Raw genomic sequence first — 17590 nt, forward strand, 5'->3', positions numbered from 1 at the left:
GGCCGCTCCGCGGGACTCAGCTGTAGAGGTTCCGCAGAATCTCCTGGACCATCGGCGGCAGCTCCTGAGCGTTCTGTGGTGCGGGCGTGGCGGAGGGCGCGGACGCGGGGACGGTGCCGGGGAACACGTCGGAGAGCACGGTGTCCGCGAGATGATCGGTCAGGCCCTGGGACGTCGGGTGTTCGAACAACGCCTCGATCTCGATCCTCCTGTCCAGCATCCGGGTCAGACGCTGGCGAAGCTCGGTCAGCCGGAGCGAGGTCATGCCCAGGTCGAAGAAGCTGACGTCGGCGCCCGTCTCGGCGTCATCCGGGAGCAGCAGGACCTCTCTGACCTCGGCATCGACCAGGTCCGCCAGCGTCTGCCTGCGGCGCGCCCGGGGGAGCGAGAGCAGCAGATCCACCGCGTTCGCCGGTCCGGTCATCGCGGCGCACCCTGCGGCAGGTTGGTCAGCGCGATCTGGATCTCGCCCGTGCACCGTCCGCCGCCCTCGTCCCAGAACCGGCACTCGCTCTCGATGAGGGCCAACGGCGCCTTGCCCCTCTCGCCGGAGCGCAGCTTGAAGTCGGTGAAGCTCAGCTCGCCGCGGAACTCCTGTCCCCGGATCGCGCGGTGGAATCTGCTGGTGTACCGGGTGATCAGAATGTCGGAGAGCTGGCGCTGCCAGTAGTCGTCGAGTGTCCAGGCGTCGAAGACGGGAGGCAGCCGATTCTGAACGCACTTGGCGATCAAGTAGTAGGCAATCTGGTTGAAGCAGATGTTGAACTCGACCGCGTTGAAGTGGCCGGTGTCGTCGATGTAGCACGACTCGCCGATGCGGAACGCACCGGAGGCGGCGACGGCCTCGTTCTCCAGACGTACCTCCGCGGGGCCGAGATACCGGCAGTTCGTGCGGTAGGGACGCAGCACCCGTTCACGCAGATCCGGGTCGTCGGGGTGTGCCGTGGCGGTTCCGGCGGTCGGCCGAGTGAGGGGGCCGGCCGTCATGTCGTCGTCCCGAAGAAGGGGTGGTCGTCGTGGACGGTCACCCGGTACGAGGTGCTGGGCTCCGGTGTGGGGCTGTGCAGCGCGCGGTGTACGAGGCTGCGGTTGTCCCAGATGAGCAGGTCGCCTTCGGTGAACGTCTGGGTGTGAATGTGCTCGTTGCCGAACGTCGTGTCGAGCTGACCACTGGCCTCGAGCAGCCGGTGCAGCGAGTCGTCCTCGAGCACCCGGCCCTGCTGGTCGTGCAGCTCGCAGGTCAGGGCCTCGCTGACATACAGCACCTCTTCCCCGGTGGCCGGGTGGACGAAGACCGTGGGGTGGATCACTGGCGGGGTCTTCTTCTCGATCTCGTCCACGAGTTCACAGATGGGGCGGTAGACATCGGACGGCCGGATCTTGAAATAGCGCCTCGCGCTGTGCAGTCCCTTGGTCGTCCGTGCCACCGAACGCAGTTCTTCGGGCAGGCCGGCGAACACCTTTCCCATATCGATGTAGTGCGTTCCCCGGTTCGTCTTGGGGACCACTTGTGGGTAGGTCATCGTGATGCCGAACGGCTTGGGCATGAAGGAGTAGTCCGCATGCCAGAACGCACCGGTCTTGGGGACCCCCACCTGCTGTGTCGACTCCGGGGTGCTGGAGGACACGAATATCTCTTCGTGGTCGGGGTGGTGGTACATCGGCTCGTAATAGACCTCGATCGTACCGAGTGCCTTTCCGAGCGCGATGAACTGCTGCGGACTGAGGTGCTGGTCCTTCAGGATGAGTAACTTCTCCTGATAGATCGCATCCTTCAGGTGGAGCACGTCGGATGTCGACAGCGTTTCCACGTCGAACTCGGTGACCGTGGCACCCATTTTCTGGTCGACTTGCGGCGTGATCTGCATAGGAATAATCCGTTCCTCGGCCATTGGGGCCCTGCGACTGGAACCTGTGCCGGTCCGCGAGGTGATGTTTCCATCGCGGTGTCTGCTCGGGCAAGGAGGTCAAGGAAGTTGGCATTTTCATGACGGCGTAGTTCCGGTGCGCTCAGCGCGATAATTACCGGAAGGCAGCATTCTAATATTCCGCGGGTTCCGGATCGACCCGAAGAAGTGGGAATGCCCGATATTCCGTGCATGAATGCGGTTACGGGCAATCGAAAATCCGTACGCGGTCGCCCCTGCTTGGCCCTGGCCGGCGCGTACTGAGCCGCTGGCCCTTCACGCTCCCTTGCGCACCGCGCGGGTGACCTCGCGGCCGATCTCCGGTGTGACGCGACTGTCCGGGACCGGAATGCCCAGCGAAGTGGCGAGGTCCGCGCCATGGAGGTCGACCGCGGACTCCATCAGTTGGGCCAGGTTCGTGATGGCCGAACGGCCTCGGACAACGGCCGCGAGGATCGTTCCGAGTCCTGCCAACCCCAGTGGCCACCAAACGGCTCCCGCGAGGGTATAGAGAGTGCCCCAACCGGCCAGTGACGCAGCCCTGTTGAGCGCGGTCCTTCTCTCCTCCAGCACCGCTCGGGTCTCCTCCGGCAGCACCAACCACAGCCGCGGCCAGCCGAATTCGAGGTCGAGGCCGTACTCGAGCCGGACGCGGATGCTGAGCGCCGCTATGTTGTCGCCCATGTGAGTCGGTCTCGTCGGAGGCGCCAGCGCGATGCGATTGCGCCGGTACGCCAGGTGGGCCAGGACCTCGTCCGGCTGCCCCTGGCGGTACGCCTGTTCATAGCGGTCTTGGGCACCTTCCCAGCGGCGACGGCGCCGACCGGTCAGTGCCTCGCCGGTACGTCCGGGCCATTGGCCGAGCCACAGCCAGTGGACGGCCCTCCCCGCGCCATGTGCCAGCAGCCCCGCACAGACCGACAGCAGCAGGGCACCCAGCAGGGTGGCCGCCAGTTGCTCGCCCGAGGCAGTGCCCTGCTGGAGTTCGGCCACGAACCGCTCGTCGCCGGGCCACGCCCCGAAACGTATCCGCCAGCCCACGGTGACGGCGGCGACAAGGAGGGCCCCGGGGACGACGAGAAGGGAAACCCACTTGCCGGCCAGCTGCTTGGCCAGCTCGTTGAGGAAGGGGGTCACCGGGTGCGCCGCTCCTGCGTCGCCCGCGTCAACGGCTCCTCGAAAATGTGGCATTCGGGCGTCGCCACACCCGGCGCCCGTACCCAGTCGCGGTCGCACCGACCCGCGGGACAGCCGAACAACCCGTCGACTGGGACCCCCGGAGCCACACCGGGCACCCCGACCATCGACCTGGGCCCGACGGCGGGGATACCGAATTGCCGCCCCAACTCGTCGAGTTGTGTCACCGCGCCGATGTCCGTCCGCATCCGGCGTACCAGCTCCGCGACCTCGTCCGCGCGGCCCTGCGCCGCGGCGAGACGACGCAGGAGGGGGAGTGCTTCACACCAGGCCGCGACATCTCCCCGACGTTCCATGCTGCTCCTTGTCGCTGCTGGAGAAGACGCGTCAGCGTCCCGCATGATGGTACGCGCCGCGCTGGGTCGCCACCGTGGGGGATGGATGGGGAAGATGAGGATTTCACCGCTCACGGCGCTGCAGGCACGGGTCGAACGGTTCGTGTCCACCGCCGATCCGCGGCAGGTGCTCGGGCCGGAGGCAGAGGCGGCTGCGGGGCTCCTCGCCGAGTCCCTGCCTACGTCATGGAGCGATGAGGCCGCCCGCGCCCTGGGCTGGTTCCACTGGTTCCGCTGTGTGGCCCAGCAGACCTACGACGGCCCGGACTTCCGCCACGCCCTGGGGCTCTTCCGTCCCCTTTGGGGGCGGATGCCGGACGCGGTGCCGGATGCGATCGGTGCCGTACTCGCTCGGGAATCCGCCACACCGCGGCCGCTCGAAGAGGCCCTGCGGCTCGGCAACGAGGCGGCCGAGCGGGCCACCGCCTTTCGGACCACGGGCGATCCGGCGCAGTTGAGCGAGGCAACCGTGCTGCTCCGGCGCGGTATCGACATGCTGCGGGAGGCCGGAGCCCTGCCGGAGATGCTGCAGATCAACCTGGTGGAAGTCCTCCTGCAGTGGCATGCGGGGGACGAGGATCCCGGCACGCTGGAGGAGGCCGTCAGCTGGGCCTCGCGCACGATCCACTCCCTCGCCCCGGTCGCCGACGAACAGGCCGTACCGCTGCTCGGCCCGTTGGGGGGAAACCTGCTGAACGCCTACCACAGCGGTGCGGGCAGCCGTACGGGAAGAGATCCGCGGCTGCTCTCCCTGGCCGCGGCGGCGTGGGACCGAGTCCAGGAGAAGGCCGCGGACCCGGAGACACGGGTACAGGTCCGGCTCCGATTGGCGGCGGCTCTCATCGAGGGCCATCTGCGCACCCCGTCCGTCGAGTGGGTCCAGCAGGCCGCCGGGTGTGTCGAGCGCGCGACCGAGGAATGCGATCGCGCCGACGCCCGCGCCCACGGCACCCTCAAGACCCTCACCAGCGTCGTACCGCAGCACATCGCCCAGGACCAGCCCGCCCTGCTCCGCGCACGGGCCGGCGTGCTGCGGGCGCTCATCGGACACCACGGATCGAGTGACGGTGAGCGGCGCGCGTACCGGACGGACCTCGGGCTGTGTCTGCGGATGACACACTCCGCCACGGGTGATGTTGCCGCGCTGGACGAGGCAGTGGAGGTCCTGCGGGCCGCGCTCGGCGGTACGGACGGGACGGGGCCCGATGCCGTGAGCCGGATGGTCAGTCTCGCCAACGCCCTCAAGGCGCGGGTACACAACCACGTGACAGGCGGACACGACGCCCGCGGCAGGGACGACGAGGGCGCGCGCGACGACATCGCGGAGGCCGAACGGTGGGCGCGCGGGGCACATCAGGCGGTCCCGGAGGAAGTCGTCCCCTTGTCCTGTCTCGGCAACGTGCTTCGGGAGAAAGCGCTCCTGCTGCGCGATGTGGAGGCCATGCGGGAATCGGCACGCCTCAACCACGCGGCCGTACGGACGCTGGATCCGAGCGATCCGGCCTATATGACGCTGCTGCTGAACACCGGGCTGTCCTACAAGGAGTCGGCAACGGTCACGGGCGATGTCTCCGACGCCGACCATGCGGTGGCCGTGCTGCGGACGGCGGCCGAGCACGTCGAAGCTCACCGCCCCGAGCACATCCCTGTTCGCGTCGAACTGGGGCACGCGCTGATGCTGCGGGCCGAACTGGGCGAGGACCGCGAGGCCCTGGCGCAGGGCAGACAGCTCCTCGAATCGGTGTCCGCGGAACTCCCGGACGGCCATGCCGAGGCGCGCCGCGCACAGCTCAACCTCATGGACTCCTACCGCGTTGAGTTCCAACTCACCCTGGACAGCGCGGCGGTGGAGGAGGCGCTGAGGCTGGCCCGACACCATCTGGAAGACCCCGCACTCGACGATGGCGAGCGGGGCCTGCGACTGGGCAGATGCGCGGGAGCCCTCACCGCCGCGTACAACAACACACAGGACAGAAGGCTCCTCGACGAACTCCTTCCCGTCTGCCGCTCCGCCGTGCGATTCGCCCGGGAAGGCTCCTTCGACCGGTCCCAGTCCCTGTTGGAGCTGGGCGCCTGTCTGGTCTCGGTCTACGAGGTCTCGCGGGACGGCACGGCCCTGCTGGAGGCCATCGACGTACTGGAGGAGGCGGCGTCCGGCCCCGAGACGTGGCGCACGACCCCGGAGGCCATGGCGCGGCTGGCGGAAGCGAGACTGCACCACGCCCGGCAGCTCGCCCCCTTCATGGACCTGGCCCGCAGGGCGCGCGAGAGCAGTCCCCGCATCTTCACCGACCTCTTCGCCGAGCCCTTCACGGCACACGAACGCGAACTTGACGCGATCGTGGACCTCTGCCGTAAGTCTCTGGCGCTGCGCGCCCCAGGCAGCCAAGACCGCTCCGTCTCGCTGTCCTACCTGGCGGTGGCGCTGCTGGGCCGGGCACGGGACCGCGCGTCCGCGGAGGACGCCAGAGAAGCCGCCGAGCTGCTGCGCGAGGCGATCCGGACCGGACGTGCCGATCACCCGGACAGGCCGCTCTGGGGCACCAACCTGGTCGGCGCGCTGCTGGACGTCCACGGGTACGACGGGGAATCGCCGCTTCTGGACGAGGCCGAAGCCGCGGCGCGCGAGTCCATGGCCGCGACGAGCGCGGACGACGTACTGCACGTGCGCGCACTGTTGATGCTCTCCCATGTTCTGGCACGGCGCGACGACGGGGCGGGGGATTCGACCGCGGAGGTGCTCGAACTGAGGCGCCGGGTCTACCGGACCACGCACTTCTCCCTTCCGGAACGTATCGATGCCGCCAAGACGGCGGGTGGTCTCGCCGCGACCATCGGCGACTGGGCAGGCGCGGCGGCAGATTACGAGGCAGCGGTGGACCTCCTGCCACGCCTGGCCGGGCACCGGCTCGACCGATCCGACCGCGAGCTGCTCATCGCCGACGAGTTCCTGCTCGCGTCGCAGGCCGCGGCCTGTGCCCTGCAATTGGGCGATCCCCACCGGGCATTGGACCCCCTTGAGCGGGGGCGGTGCATTCTGCTCGGACAGCTCACCGAGACCCGTAGCGACCTGTCGGATCTGCGTCGGCAAGCACCGGAGCTGGCCGAGGAGTTGAGCTCGCTCGGCGAGGCCATGACGTCCCTCGGTGCGAGCACCGACCATGCTCCGACCCATGCGGCCGGCCCCACGAGGGACGAGCACCGGCTCACAGTCCGCTCCTGGGAGCGCGTACGCGACGAGATCCGCGGACTGCCCGGCTTCGAGAGCTTTCTCCGGCCGGGCGTGCCCGACCTCGGCACCCTGACCGAGCAGGGCCCGGTGGTGGTTGTCAACGTCGCGACCATACGCAGCGACGCGATCGTCCTCTCCGAGGGCACGGCGACATGCGTGCCGTTGCCCCGGGCCGATCTGATGTCCGTAGCCGACCGGTTCACGGCCTTCAGCTCGGCGGTCGGCGTGCTGCACAACCCGCACGAGCCCGCCGAGAAGCGGTGGGAGGCGGGCACGGTCGCCCTGGACACACTCACCTGGCTGTGGGAAGCGGTCGTCGAACCCGTCGTCCGGGCACTGGATCTCACACCTGGCGGTGCCTCCCTTCCCCGGCTGTGGTGGTGCCCCACCGGCCTCCTGAGCCTTCTGCCCCTGCACGCGGCCGGGCAGTACAGCGGCGGTGCCGCACATGGAATCGCCGACTACGTGATGTCGTCGTACACCACCACACTGAACGCACTGCGCCCGAAGGATGCCGCGCACAACAAGTCCAGCCGCTCCCACATCTCCCGTGATCCGCGCCTGCTGGTGGTCGCCACACCGGAAGCGCCCGGGGCAGCGCCGCTGCGACACGCGGCGGCGGATGCGCAGGCGCTCGCCGGGCTGTTCCCCCGGAGTACCGTCCTGACCGGCGAGAACGCCACCAAGCAAGCCGTGCTCCGCGAACTCCCGGAACACACCTGGGCGCACTTCGCCTGCCACACGCGGCCCGGCTTCCTCGGCAGAACGGCCAACGAGCTCGTGCTGCGGGACGGTTCACTGTCGCTGCCGGACATCTCGACACTGTCCCTCGACGCCGAACTCGTCTTCCTTGCCTCGTGCGGATCCGCTGCCGGCTCCTACCAACTTGCCGATGAAGCCCACCATGTCGCCTCGTCGTTCCAGCTCGCGGGCTTCACCCATGTGATCGGCACCCTGTGGGAGGTCGCCGACGGCGACGCCACTGAGTTCACCACGACCTTGTACGGCCTCTTGGCGGAGGGTGTTCCGCCCGCTGAGGCGCTGCACCGCGTGACCCACGACCTGCGCGAGCGCTATCCGCGCAGCCCATGGCTGTGGGCCCCTTATGTGCACATGGGGTCCTGACCGGGCAAGGGGTGGACCGGGGTGAGGAGGTGCGTCCAGCGGGCCCTGCTCACCTCCGAAGCGGGCCGGTGACCGACGGCTCTCCGCCCTGAGTCCATATGGTCAGCAAGTCTCGCAGCCGTGTGGCTCGGGGATCGCCAAGCCGGTCGTAGAGCTGCCACGCCCGCTCGTACGCCTGCCGCGCCTCCTCCCACCGGGACAGCTTCCCAAGGAGCTGAGCGCGGAGGTCGTGCGCGGCGGCTCGCCCCCAGTCGTTGCCTCCCCGGGAATGGCACTCGGCGCTTCGAACCAGGCATTGCACTGCCTGCACCAGGTCACCCTGCTGCTGATGCAGCTGAGCGCGCCGATCCCAGCACAGCCCCTCCCCGACGAGGTCGCCCATCCGGCGATGCAGGGCCAACCCCTCCTTGAACCCGACCTGCGACGCCGTCATGTTCCCCAGCAGACCGTCGGCTTCAGCGAGACTGCATCGCGCCACGGCCTCCCCGTGCGCGTCCCCGGTCTGCCGGAAGGCCTCCAGAGCCCGGCTGAAGTACAAATGTGCCAGCGGGGTGTCCTTTCGGTCGGCGGCGATGAACCCCAAGGCCTCCAGGCACCATGCCTGACCTTGCCGGTCGCCGATGCGGCGGCGCAGCGTCAGGGCCTGGGTGACGTGCTGTTCCGCACGGTCGTAGTAGCCGGACTGACGATATGCCTCCCCCAGATTCATCTCGACCCAGGCCTGATCGCCGGGGCCACCGTACGTCGTGGCCGCCTCCAGCCCGATTGTGTGGCTGGAGATCCACATGCCCCACGGCTTGCGCAGGAGCACCCAGTTCCACAGCCGCCCCGGGATGTGCCACGCCCCCGGAAGCCGGTACCGGGCGGCAAGCCGGCCCATCGGGACAGCGGAGTCCTTCGCCTCTTCATCCAGCCAGGCCCGTGCTTCTTCCGCCGCGGTATCGCTGGTGAAGGTCAGCGGGGTGACTCCGGTGGGAGGCGGATCAAGCGGCGGAACCTCCCGCTGCGGAGCCAATGCCATGTTGGCGGCATCCACACTGAGCGTGTACCAGGACGTCAGCCGGTGGGCTGCCGCGAGCCGCTCGGCGTACGACTCCTGAGCCGCGGCCCGGTCGGCGGCGTACTCCCGCAGCAGATCATGCATCCAGTATCGGTCCAGCCCGGTCTCCTCTACCAAGTGGACGCTTACCAGTCCGTCGAGCAGATCCCGGGTGCGGGCCAGCGAATGCCCGGTCAAGGCGGCCGCGGCGGCCGCGCTGATGGGCGGCCCAGGGTACAGGCCAAGCAGCCGGAACATCCGCGCTGTCTCCCCGTCCAGCGCCTTGTAGGACAGGTCGAACACCTTGCGCACGGCCAGGTCGTCGTTGTCGCGGTCAACCAGGACCTCGAGCCGGTCCTTACCGGACAACTCGTCGGCTACATGGGACAGCGGCCAGCGGGGGTGGGTCGCCAGACGCTCCGCTGTGATCCGCAGAGCCAACGGGAGATACGCACACCGGAACGCCACCGCCCGGGCCACGTCCTCCTCGGCGTTCACTCGCTTCTCTCCGATGACGCCGCGAAGCAGCTCGATCGACTCCTGGGGACCCATCGGCGCCAGGGACAGACGCCGGGCTCCAGCGGTGATGCCCAGCCCGGTCAGGCGCCGCCGACTGGTCACGATCACAGCACAGGAGGCGGAGCCCACCAGCAGTGGCTTCACCTGCTGGGAGTCGAGGGCGTTGTCCAGCACGACCAGGACGTGCCGGTTGGACACCACCGTGCGGAACAGGGCCGACCGCGCTTCAAGATCGTCCGGAACGGACTCCGTTCCCAGGGCGGTCAGAAAGTCCTCAAGCACCTGCAACGGCTCAGCCGGGCGCCCTTGGTGAGAGTGCCCTTGGAGATCGGCGAACAGCACCCCTCCGGGGAACCGGTCGGCTACACGGTGCGCCCACTGGATGGTCAGCGCTGTTTTGCCCGCGCCGGGAGGGCCGTCGATCGCCACCGCCAGCGCCGTACCAGTGCGCTCGGCCTTCGCAATGGCGGCGTCGAGCTCGCTTAACGCATGTGTGCGGCCGACGAAGCCGGCGACCGCAGAAGGTAACTGGGCCGGGCGCAAATGGCTTTGGGCCTCCAGCCGAGCGAGCTTCAGCAGTTTGCCCTCCGCGGCCAGGGCGTCGTCGCAACTGCGGGCCAAGGCCAGAGTGGGCGCGGCCTGCCCTCGTTCAATCCTGCTGAGCCACCCCGGGCTGTAGTGCACTATCTGCGCAAACTGGCGCAGCGACAGCCCCCGCTGGGACCGAAGACGCCGCAAGGCGGAGCTGAACTGCCCGGGCACTGACAAACCATTCCTCTCTGGGAGAATTCTCTGCTCCCATTACCTTTACTCCTGTTCTGAAAATGGGGCCCGTGGCGGGGACGCCGGCCCCAGATGGCGAGGAGTGCCGGAGAACATAGTGAGCCTTTCGCCCCATGATGAACCGATGATCCGCGCACCTGCTCTGTACATTCTGGATCGCTCGATCCTCGCGCATCCGATGGAAAGACCGTGCGATGAGCCTGCCCCCGCCGCCCCCCAGCGTGAGGCGCCTGAGCGAAGCTGCGCGCCTCCACGTTTGCCCTCATCCCTTGCGTGGCGCCAGCACACATCCGAGGTTCCAAGGTGATGCCGCAGTGGCCCCCAGCGAACAACCCGCACGGCAGCGGCATCGTCAACGTCACTGTCACCGGGCTCAATTGGTCAATCGACCGACGAACCTACCAGTAGCCCCATGATGGGTAAACCCCCAGCAGTAAGCAGTCGGAGCGAGCTCGGGGGCGCCGGAATACTCGATTGACCAATCAGTCATGAAGGTGGACCCGCGACAGGGGCGCGGCGGCGCGCGGTCCCGCGGTGTCGGGGTTGCCCCGGGACCGTGCGCCGCTCGCAGGTGGCGGCAGCAGCCGGGGGTGGTGGGGGAACGGGGCGATGGCCAGGTGGCGGCGGCCGGTGGAGTCGGTCATAGCGGCTCGGTGGAAGTCGGTGCGACTGTCCACGTCGCTGACCACCGCTCTCCCAGGAGGTTGCGGCTCCTGCGGGAGGCCAACGCCGAGGTACTTGCGAGCCATGCGCCTGTCGGCATTGACCGGCCCGCAAGTCCTGCCCTGCTTGCGCGGTTAGGGTTTCGATTGGTGAATGAACAGGGAACGCAAGGCCGTACGGTCCACTTTTCTAGCGGGGGTGTACGGAATCTCGTCCAATTGAATGATGCTAGTGGGTCGTTTGTACTTGGCAAGGCGTTGGGCGCAATGCTGATGAATATTCTTCACGTCAAGAGACTTTCCCGCAGCGGGCACGATGAATGATATCGGTTGCTCACCCTTCCGTTGATCAGGTACCCCAATGGTGACGGAGTATGCAACGTGGGGATGCGAGGCTATGACCTCGTCTATCTCGCGCGGGAAGACGTTAAATCCGCCTACCAGGATCATATCCTTCGCGCGGTCGACGATGTACAGATATCCCTCCTCGTCCAGTCGACCGATGTCACCTGTGCGCAACCAGCCGTCGGCAAGTGCCTTTGCTGTATCTTCCGGTCGCCTGTGATAGCCACGGAACATGCGCTGCGGGCTGCGCACCAAGATTTCTCCCAAAGTGTTTACGGGCTGTGGATCTTGGCTTCCTTCCGCAGCGATGCGAACTTCAACATGGGGTGCAGGCCGGCCCACGGAGCCAGCCAGCGCTTCTTCCCCAGGTACCTGGCCTGTGATAGGTGCTACCTCAGTCATGCCATATGCCTCACGAATCTCCACGCCAGTGGCATCTTTCCATTGGCGGAGTACTGAGGGTGGGAAAGGAGCGCCGCCGCCCGGGCAGACACGCAGTTGCCGAAGATCTGCCGAGGCCAGATTCGGGGCAGCCAATAGTCCGCTGTAGATTGCTGCGGGGCCTCCAGAAAATACGCTGACCTTGTATTCTTCCATCGCATCGATCACGGCGCCGGGTTGGAAGCGGGGGAAACTCACGACGCTAGCGCGGCCGTAGACGGGGTTGAGCACGCCCATGAGCAGGCCCCATATGTGGGTCATCGGTGCGACGGTGGCCCATACCTCGGTGTCAACCCGCGTAGGCCAACAGGCTTCCATCGCCTGGACGGTGGCCATGAGCGAGGCGTGGTCGTGGATCACGCCTTTGGGAACTCCTGTCGTTCCTCCTGTGTACATGAGAGTCGCCAAGTCGTTGGCACGAGGACGGTGGCGGTTGTCGATATCCAGTGATGGATCGCTGCGCCAGCAATCAAGCGACAGGTCTGCCGAACCAAGAGTGAACAAGGCAGGCGGTTCACTGGACTCCAGCGCGGCTGTGATGTTGTCCGCACCGGGGCTCGCCACGACAGCGGCCGGGGCGGCGTCAGCCAGCAGCAGCCGCAACTCGGCAGCTGTGTACGCAGGATTGAACAGTGCTACTTGGGTCCGGGCGGTCAGGGCAGCGAAGATGGATACGGCCATTTCAATGCTGTTGGGCAGTACGAGTGCCACAGGCCGGCCGGCCGTGCCTGCCTTGTCCAGGCATGCCGCCAAGCCGGCCACGCACCGCCCATACTCTCGGTAAGTGAGCTGTCCCTCGCCTTGGCGTAGAGCGATGCGATCTGGCACGGTATTGACCGCATCTCGGAAGGCGTCGACGACGGTGGTGTGATCACGCCGTCCGACTCCTACCGCAGACGGTGTTCCCCTGGTGGGCTTCGGTAAGGACATGAGTCCTCCTCCTCCTCCTTGGTATGGGCAGCCCATCAGACTACCGATTCCGCAATCGACTGACACGGATACTGTCAGGACCCTGCCACTGTCGAGCTGACCTGGCCACTTGTGCCCACACCTTGGGGTTTACCGCTCTCGACGGCAGTGGTTAGCTTGTATCAATCGATCGACCTATCGACTCTTTGGGAGGGGGCTTGCGAACAGGGAATCTGATGGGGTGTCCGTTGCGCAAGGTGCGACCGGCGCGGGCTGGAGTGTTTGTCCATGTGGGTCCATGAGCGGCAGGGGTGGGCGCTTGCGCCCGAGCGCGATGGCTTCCTGCTGATCCCTCCAATAGATAGAAGGCATCATGACTGATTTACCTGCCCGTCTCCGTGAGGTTCTGGCTTTGAAAGAGCTGGACCAAGGCCGGCTCGACCCTCGAATATTTCAGGACCCTGAGATTTATGAGCTCGAGTTGGAGAGGATATTCGGGCGGTGTTGGCTCTTCCTCGCACATGAGTCTCAACTCCCCGAGTACGGATCATTTCTCACCACCTGGATGGGGAAGGATAACGTACTGGTTGTTCGGCGGCGGGATAACACGATCGGTGCATACCTGAATAGTTGTCCGCATCGAGCAAACCCTGTAGTCAGAGCTGCGGTCGGAAATGCAAAGACGTTCGTCTGCAACTATCATTGCTGGTCGTTCGATGCCGACGGCAAGTTGAGATCTCTACACGAGGAGAGTGCCTTCGAGCGTACGCCTGGATTCGACCGTTCCGAGCTGGGGCTGCGCCCTGTCGCACAAGTAGACAGTTATAAAGGACTAGTTTTCGGGACACTCGACCCCGCGGCACCCTCGCTGGCTGATTACTTGGGTCCGTTCAGCTATATGATGGACACCGTCCTGGACAACGATCCAGGAGGGACGGAGTTCCTTCCCGGGTCCATCCGCTCTGAAATATCCTGCAACTATAAAATTCCCGCCGAGAACTTCGCGAGCGACGCTCTTCACGCCCGATATACCCATGCGTCCGCTGCGCAAGTGATGCTGGGCCGCCAAGTTCCTCTTCTCGGGGGTCCTGATGCCGAAAGCTTTCAAGTCAATGCCAATGGGCATTGCTGGGAATTCAACCTTGATAAACGAGGTAATGCTGCCACCCTTGGGCAGCCGCTGATCAAGGATTATCTGCGGGGGCATGAGGAGCAGTTCATCGAGCGACTTGGATGGCCTCGCGCTTGGGCGGTCGGCTCCACCAGCTCAGTGACGATCTTCCCGAATTTCTCGTTCCTTCCGGGGCAGAACACCTTTCGTGTCTGGCGGCCGGTGGCTCCCAACCAGACCGTTCTCCACACCTTTGTCCTGGTGAACAAGAACGCTCCCGAGGAAGTCAAGCGCGCATGGCGCATAGGGGCAATGCATACGTTTTCGCCGACCGGTTTGTTCGAGAGTGATGACGTGCCACCCTGGCAGGGTGCGACCGGGTCCCACCAGGGCACCGCCACCAGAAAACACCATTTGTACAGCGCGCTGGGCGGGGGAAGCCGCGTATCACTTCCTGGAGCACCGGAAGGGCTCAACGTTTTTAAGGGGCAGATAAGCGAGGAGAATGCGCGAGCTTACTATAAACGCTGGCGTGCGCTAATGCTCGCCCCCACGTGGGGTGATGTCAGTAGCGACTCAACAACTGCGGAGATGCCGTGAACGAATCTCCTGATATTTCGCAGCGATCCCCTTCGGGTTTCCTGCGATCTCAATTGCCGCAGTCGCCCATGGAAGTACTTGAAATGCTGGCTCTGCAACGAGAGGTGGAGCAATTCCTCTACAAGGAGGCTCGGCTCCTCGACACCGGGAAGTATTTCCAATGGGTGGAGCTGTGTACCGATGATATCCATTATTGGATGCCCGGAATCGAAGACCGCCAGTGCCGGGACCCGGCAGGAGCGTATGGGCCTGAGCGGATGGCCTACTTCGACCATGACAAGAGATTACTCAAGGAGCGCGCACGACACCTTGAACATCCGGCCGCGTGGTCCCAGGACCCTCCGATCCGTCATCTGCACGTCGTCAGTAACGTCGAGGTCATATCTGCCGACGCGCCAAGGAACCTGGAGGTTCACTCCGTTCTGATCCTGTACTCGAGCAGATTCGAGGACGAGCGGCACACCTTGTATACGCGTCGCGAAGATAGGCTGCGACGCGCAAAAGACGGGTCTCTCCGTATTGCTCGCCGCACCATCCTGCTCCAAGACAGCACGTTGCCGGCACCTTCTATCAACACCTTTCTATAGCCGAGTGGAGGAACCGCATGATCAGTAATTCCCCTGCTGCCGGCGGGACGGAGAATCTCCCGCGGATCACCGTGGGTTTAGGGCTCTGGAAAGACCGGCCTGCGCACGAGGCGCTGCATACGGCGGAACTAGCTGATGAGTACGACTTTCCCGAACTGTGGATTGGCGAGAGAGAAACCTATGACACCTTCGCTCTGGCCACAGCGATCGGAAGTTGCACGCAGAGAATCCCACTGACTCTGGGGCCGCTGCCCGTCGCGGTTCGGGACCCGGCAATGATCGCAAGAGGTGCGGCCAGCGTTGCCGCCCTTTCAGGTGGCAGGAAGGTGCGCATCGCGGTGGGGTCCTCCAGCCCCATCATCGTCACGGGGTGGCATGGGCGTGATCACCGGCGACCAGCCAGGGCCATGGGTGAATCCGTGCAGGCCCTCAGGCAGTTTCTTGCCCAAGAGAGGGCGATGGTCGACGGCCAGGTGATCCGGACGCGTGGATATCGATTGCGCCTTCCCGCACCCTCTGGACATCTGACAATGGCTGCTTTCGGGACGCACACCATCCGCGCGGCAGCCCGCCAGGCCGACCGAATGGCAGTGGCTCTCGTCACTGCTGAGACCGCGGCGGAATTGGCCAAGCAACTTGCCAAGGAGTCGGAGGAAGCCCAGCGCCCCCGACCGCAGGTCGCCGCTTGGGTGCCGGTGGCCGCTACCTCGGGAACGGCGGCGCTGCGGCAAGTACGACATATGCTGGCCGATTATCTCAATGCGCCTGGATATAGCGAGATGTTCGCACGTGCTGGATACGGTGACGTGGTTGACTTCGCTCGGAGTACACCACGGCCTCATCGCTCTCAATTGATTGAGGCGGTGCCCTTCGAACTCGTCAAGAAAATCGGGATATTCGGCGATAAGGAGACTGTCCGGCAAGGTCTGCGGGCCTATGGGGCGGCGGTTGACGAAGTCGTTGCGCTGCCTTGTTCTATCCCGGATGACCCAGCTGGTGCGTACACTCTGCAGGTTCTCCAAGCGATTCGGCAGGGAAGGCAATGAGCGGCACCACTCCTGTCGGCCCTTCGCGGGCACGGCCGGCACGTACTTCGAGAGGCGGAAGCCGTGCACGGTCGGAAAAACATCGTCGCGATCTGCTTGACAGTGCGGCAAAGGTTTTCTCTCGACGCGGCTTCCAGGCCGGCACGACGAAAGAGATCGCAGAACTGGCGGGCCTTAGGCAATCAAGCCTTTACTGGTACTTCCGGTCCAAGAAAGATCTGATGAGTGAGATCGCCCATCAGGTATCGACCGATTTCAGCGAGGCTCTGGACGTCGCTTTAGCGGGTGATTGCGCCCCTGAACGGCAGTTGAAGCACATAATAGATGCGTTCGTAGGCTCATTGGTCGTCAATCAGATGACCTTCGGTGTGTACTGGCAAGAGTATTCCTCGATCCCTCCTGAATCTGCGCGGAAGGCTCGTGCTCTGGAACTGGCCTACATCCGTCGAGTTGAGCGTGTCGTCGCGGCGGCTCAACGAGGGGGAGCCCTGCCGGCGCGCCATGATAAACGGATCCTGGCCATGGGAATCCTGGGAATGATGAGCTGGATGCATCGATGGTACCTCCCCGACCGGCACACACCACAACAGGTAGCCGCAGCCTTTTGTGACCTCTTGGGGGTCGGGGCTGGGCGCCGCTACTCATTGAGTGACAAAGAAGATGGTGAGCATCGCGAAAAGCGCCGCAAGCTGCTGGACAGTGCTGCCCAAGTTTTTTTCAGTCGCGGCTTTCAAGCCGGGACGACGGAGGAAATAGCAAGCCGAGCGGGTATGAGTCAGTCGAATTTCTACCACTACTACGACAGCAAAGAACAAATAATGGGAGAGATTGCTGACCGTATGTCGACGGAGTTCACTCAGGCTCTCGACAAAGTGCTCCCTCCTTCGGCCGGGCAGAAACTCAGAAACATTATTGAAGCATTCGTTAATTCTTTGGTCAATAGCCAGGTGGATTTCGCCGTGTATTGGCAGGAATATCGATCGATCCCTCCTGAGTCTGCACGCAAGGCTCGTGCTCTGGAACTGACATTCATTGAGCGCGTTGAGCGTGTTGTCGTAGAAGGACAACGAGAAGGAGTCCTTCCGGCGCAGCATGACGAAAACATTCTGTGCGAGGCCATCTTGGGCATGATGAGTTGGATGCCGCGGTGGTATCGGCGTGACCAGTACACACCGCCGCAAGTTGTTGAAGCTTTCTGTGACCTGATCGGTCTTGAGTCGGTCTGAGGGCCGGGGTCGGCCGCCGCTCTGCTGACATTGTGGAGGCCGGAGGTGTAGTCGGCGGGACGAGGCGGGTAGGGCACCCAGCCGTCGTACGTCCGGAACCGACACGGGCTGATCCGGCAGGGCCGTCCCCGGCTGATGCTTCCGTACGGCTCCTCACCAAGGATTCTTCAAGCTTTCGCCCTTGTGCCAAGTGACACCGTTGAGGTCGTTGACCGTCTGTTCACCCCTGGCACTGCGGATGTGGAGGCTTCCGAATGCACCTCACGAACCGGTTCAGCGACAGTCAGGAGAGGGAACGCTGTGTGCCCTCCTTGCCTGCGCATCTCTGGCCGGTGCTGGAGCAGTTGTTGATAGGAGCGCCCGACGTGACGGCGTGTCGACGGCTGAACATGTCACCGCGTACATTCAGCAGGCGGGTGGCCGAATTGCTCGAATGTCTCGGCGTGCAGACGCGTTTTCAGGGTGGGGCGGAGGCTGTGCGCCGTGGCTTGGTGCCGGCCGGACAGCAGCAGTTGGCAGCCTTCGA

Annotated in this window: 13 protein-coding genes; 5 read left to right on the forward strand and 8 right to left on the reverse strand. The window is 65.0% G+C overall.

The window, feature by feature from the left end; translation table 11 throughout:
- Positions 1-16: 16 nt before the first annotated feature.
- From ACFV2X_RS45100 to ACFV2X_RS45120, 5 genes are all read right to left on the reverse strand, one after another.
- Positions 17-424 carry an acyl carrier protein gene (locus tag ACFV2X_RS45100; protein ID WP_385627686.1) on the reverse strand — a complete coding sequence of 136 codons (408 nt, stop codon included), beginning with the start codon at positions 422-424 and terminating at the stop codon, positions 17-19.
- The gene (locus ACFV2X_RS45105; protein ID WP_385627688.1) at positions 421-987 is read right to left on the reverse strand and encodes an FcoT family thioesterase; all 567 of its coding nucleotides are present in this window, start codon (positions 985-987) and stop codon (positions 421-423) included. The genes ACFV2X_RS45100 and ACFV2X_RS45105 overlap by 4 nt, the downstream gene beginning before the upstream one ends.
- Complete coding sequence (locus ACFV2X_RS45110; protein WP_385627690.1) at positions 984-1868, reverse strand: TauD/TfdA dioxygenase family protein; 885 nt, start codon at positions 1866-1868, stop codon at positions 984-986. Before ACFV2X_RS45110 ends, ACFV2X_RS45105 begins: the two co-directional genes overlap by 4 nt.
- A 315-nt stretch (positions 1869-2183) precedes the next feature.
- Positions 2184-3044: a hypothetical protein gene (locus tag ACFV2X_RS45115; RefSeq protein WP_385627693.1), complete on the reverse strand. Its 861-nt coding sequence runs from the start codon at positions 3042-3044 to the stop codon at positions 2184-2186.
- Positions 3041-3400 carry a hypothetical protein gene (locus ACFV2X_RS45120; RefSeq protein ID WP_385627695.1) on the reverse strand — a complete coding sequence of 120 codons (360 nt, stop codon included), beginning with the start codon at positions 3398-3400 and terminating at the stop codon, positions 3041-3043. The genes ACFV2X_RS45115 and ACFV2X_RS45120 overlap by 4 nt, the downstream gene beginning before the upstream one ends.
- A gap of 94 nt (positions 3401-3494) precedes the next feature.
- Here ACFV2X_RS45120 and ACFV2X_RS45125 point away from each other — a divergent pair, with 94 nt between their 5' ends.
- Entirely contained in the window at positions 3495-7796 is a 4302-nt protein-coding gene (locus tag ACFV2X_RS45125; RefSeq protein WP_385627698.1) for a CHAT domain-containing protein, read from the forward strand.
- A 49-nt stretch (positions 7797-7845) separates the two neighbouring features.
- Here ACFV2X_RS45125 and ACFV2X_RS45130 read toward each other — a convergent pair whose 3' ends face one another.
- The 3 genes from ACFV2X_RS45130 to ACFV2X_RS45140 form a co-directional block, all read right to left on the reverse strand.
- Positions 7846-10116 (reverse strand): ATP-binding protein, encoded by a 2271-nt coding sequence (locus ACFV2X_RS45130; RefSeq protein ID WP_385627699.1) that lies wholly within the window; start codon positions 10114-10116, stop codon positions 7846-7848.
- A 503-nt stretch (positions 10117-10619) separates the two neighbouring features.
- A complete protein-coding gene (locus tag ACFV2X_RS45135) occupies positions 10620-10781 on the reverse strand; it encodes a hypothetical protein (protein WP_385627700.1) in 162 nt (53 codons plus the stop codon).
- Between the two features lie 153 nt (positions 10782-10934).
- A complete protein-coding gene (locus tag ACFV2X_RS45140; protein ID WP_385627703.1) occupies positions 10935-12515 on the reverse strand; it encodes a class I adenylate-forming enzyme family protein in 1581 nt (526 codons plus the stop codon).
- A gap of 352 nt (positions 12516-12867) precedes the next feature.
- Between ACFV2X_RS45140 and ACFV2X_RS45145 the strand changes: the two genes are divergently transcribed.
- From ACFV2X_RS45145 to ACFV2X_RS45160, 4 genes are read left to right on the forward strand one after another with little or no spacing between them, the layout of a single operon-like run.
- Positions 12868-14205: an SRPBCC family protein gene (locus ACFV2X_RS45145; protein WP_385627705.1), complete on the forward strand. Its 1338-nt coding sequence runs from the start codon at positions 12868-12870 to the stop codon at positions 14203-14205.
- The gene (locus ACFV2X_RS45150) at positions 14202-14792 is read left to right on the forward strand and encodes a 3-phenylpropionate/cinnamic acid dioxygenase subunit beta (RefSeq protein ID WP_385627708.1); all 591 of its coding nucleotides are present in this window, start codon (positions 14202-14204) and stop codon (positions 14790-14792) included. Before ACFV2X_RS45145 ends, ACFV2X_RS45150 begins: the two co-directional genes overlap by 4 nt.
- A gap of 17 nt (positions 14793-14809) precedes the next feature.
- Positions 14810-15838, forward strand: a complete 1029-nt coding sequence (locus ACFV2X_RS45155; RefSeq protein ID WP_385627710.1) for an LLM class F420-dependent oxidoreductase — start codon at positions 14810-14812, stop codon at positions 15836-15838.
- Positions 15835-17064 carry a TetR/AcrR family transcriptional regulator gene (locus tag ACFV2X_RS45160; protein ID WP_385627712.1) on the forward strand — a complete coding sequence of 410 codons (1230 nt, stop codon included), beginning with the start codon at positions 15835-15837 and terminating at the stop codon, positions 17062-17064. The genes ACFV2X_RS45155 and ACFV2X_RS45160 overlap by 4 nt, the downstream gene beginning before the upstream one ends.
- The last annotated feature ends 526 nt before the right edge of the window (positions 17065-17590 follow it).

Origin of the sequence: Streptomyces sp. NPDC059679 (assembly GCF_042734105.1) — a bacterium.
In the GTDB taxonomy this organism is placed as follows: domain Bacteria; phylum Actinomycetota; class Actinomycetes; order Streptomycetales; family Streptomycetaceae; genus Streptomyces.

Coding starts and splice junctions, on each gene's coding strand:
- ACFV2X_RS45100 (WP_385627686.1), bottom strand. CDS start 424: ATGACCGGACCGGCGAACGCGGTGGATCTGCTGCTCTCGCTCCCCCGG.
- ACFV2X_RS45105 (WP_385627688.1), bottom strand. CDS start 987: ATGACGGCCGGCCCCCTCACTCGGCCGACCGCCGGAACCGCCACGGCA.
- ACFV2X_RS45110 (WP_385627690.1), bottom strand. CDS start 1,868: ATGCAGATCACGCCGCAAGTCGACCAGAAAATGGGTGCCACGGTCACC.
- ACFV2X_RS45120 (WP_385627695.1), bottom strand. CDS start 3,400: ATGGAACGTCGGGGAGATGTCGCGGCCTGGTGTGAAGCACTCCCCCTC.
- ACFV2X_RS45125 (WP_385627698.1), top strand. CDS start 3,495: ATGAGGATTTCACCGCTCACGGCGCTGCAGGCACGGGTCGAACGGTTC.
- ACFV2X_RS45135 (WP_385627700.1), bottom strand. CDS start 10,781: ATGACCGACTCCACCGGCCGCCGCCACCTGGCCATCGCCCCGTTCCCC.
- ACFV2X_RS45140 (WP_385627703.1), bottom strand. CDS start 12,515: ATGTCCTTACCGAAGCCCACCAGGGGAACACCGTCTGCGGTAGGAGTC.
- ACFV2X_RS45145 (WP_385627705.1), top strand. CDS start 12,868: ATGACTGATTTACCTGCCCGTCTCCGTGAGGTTCTGGCTTTGAAAGAG.
- ACFV2X_RS45155 (WP_385627710.1), top strand. CDS start 14,810: ATGATCAGTAATTCCCCTGCTGCCGGCGGGACGGAGAATCTCCCGCGG.
- ACFV2X_RS45160 (WP_385627712.1), top strand. CDS start 15,835: ATGAGCGGCACCACTCCTGTCGGCCCTTCGCGGGCACGGCCGGCACGT.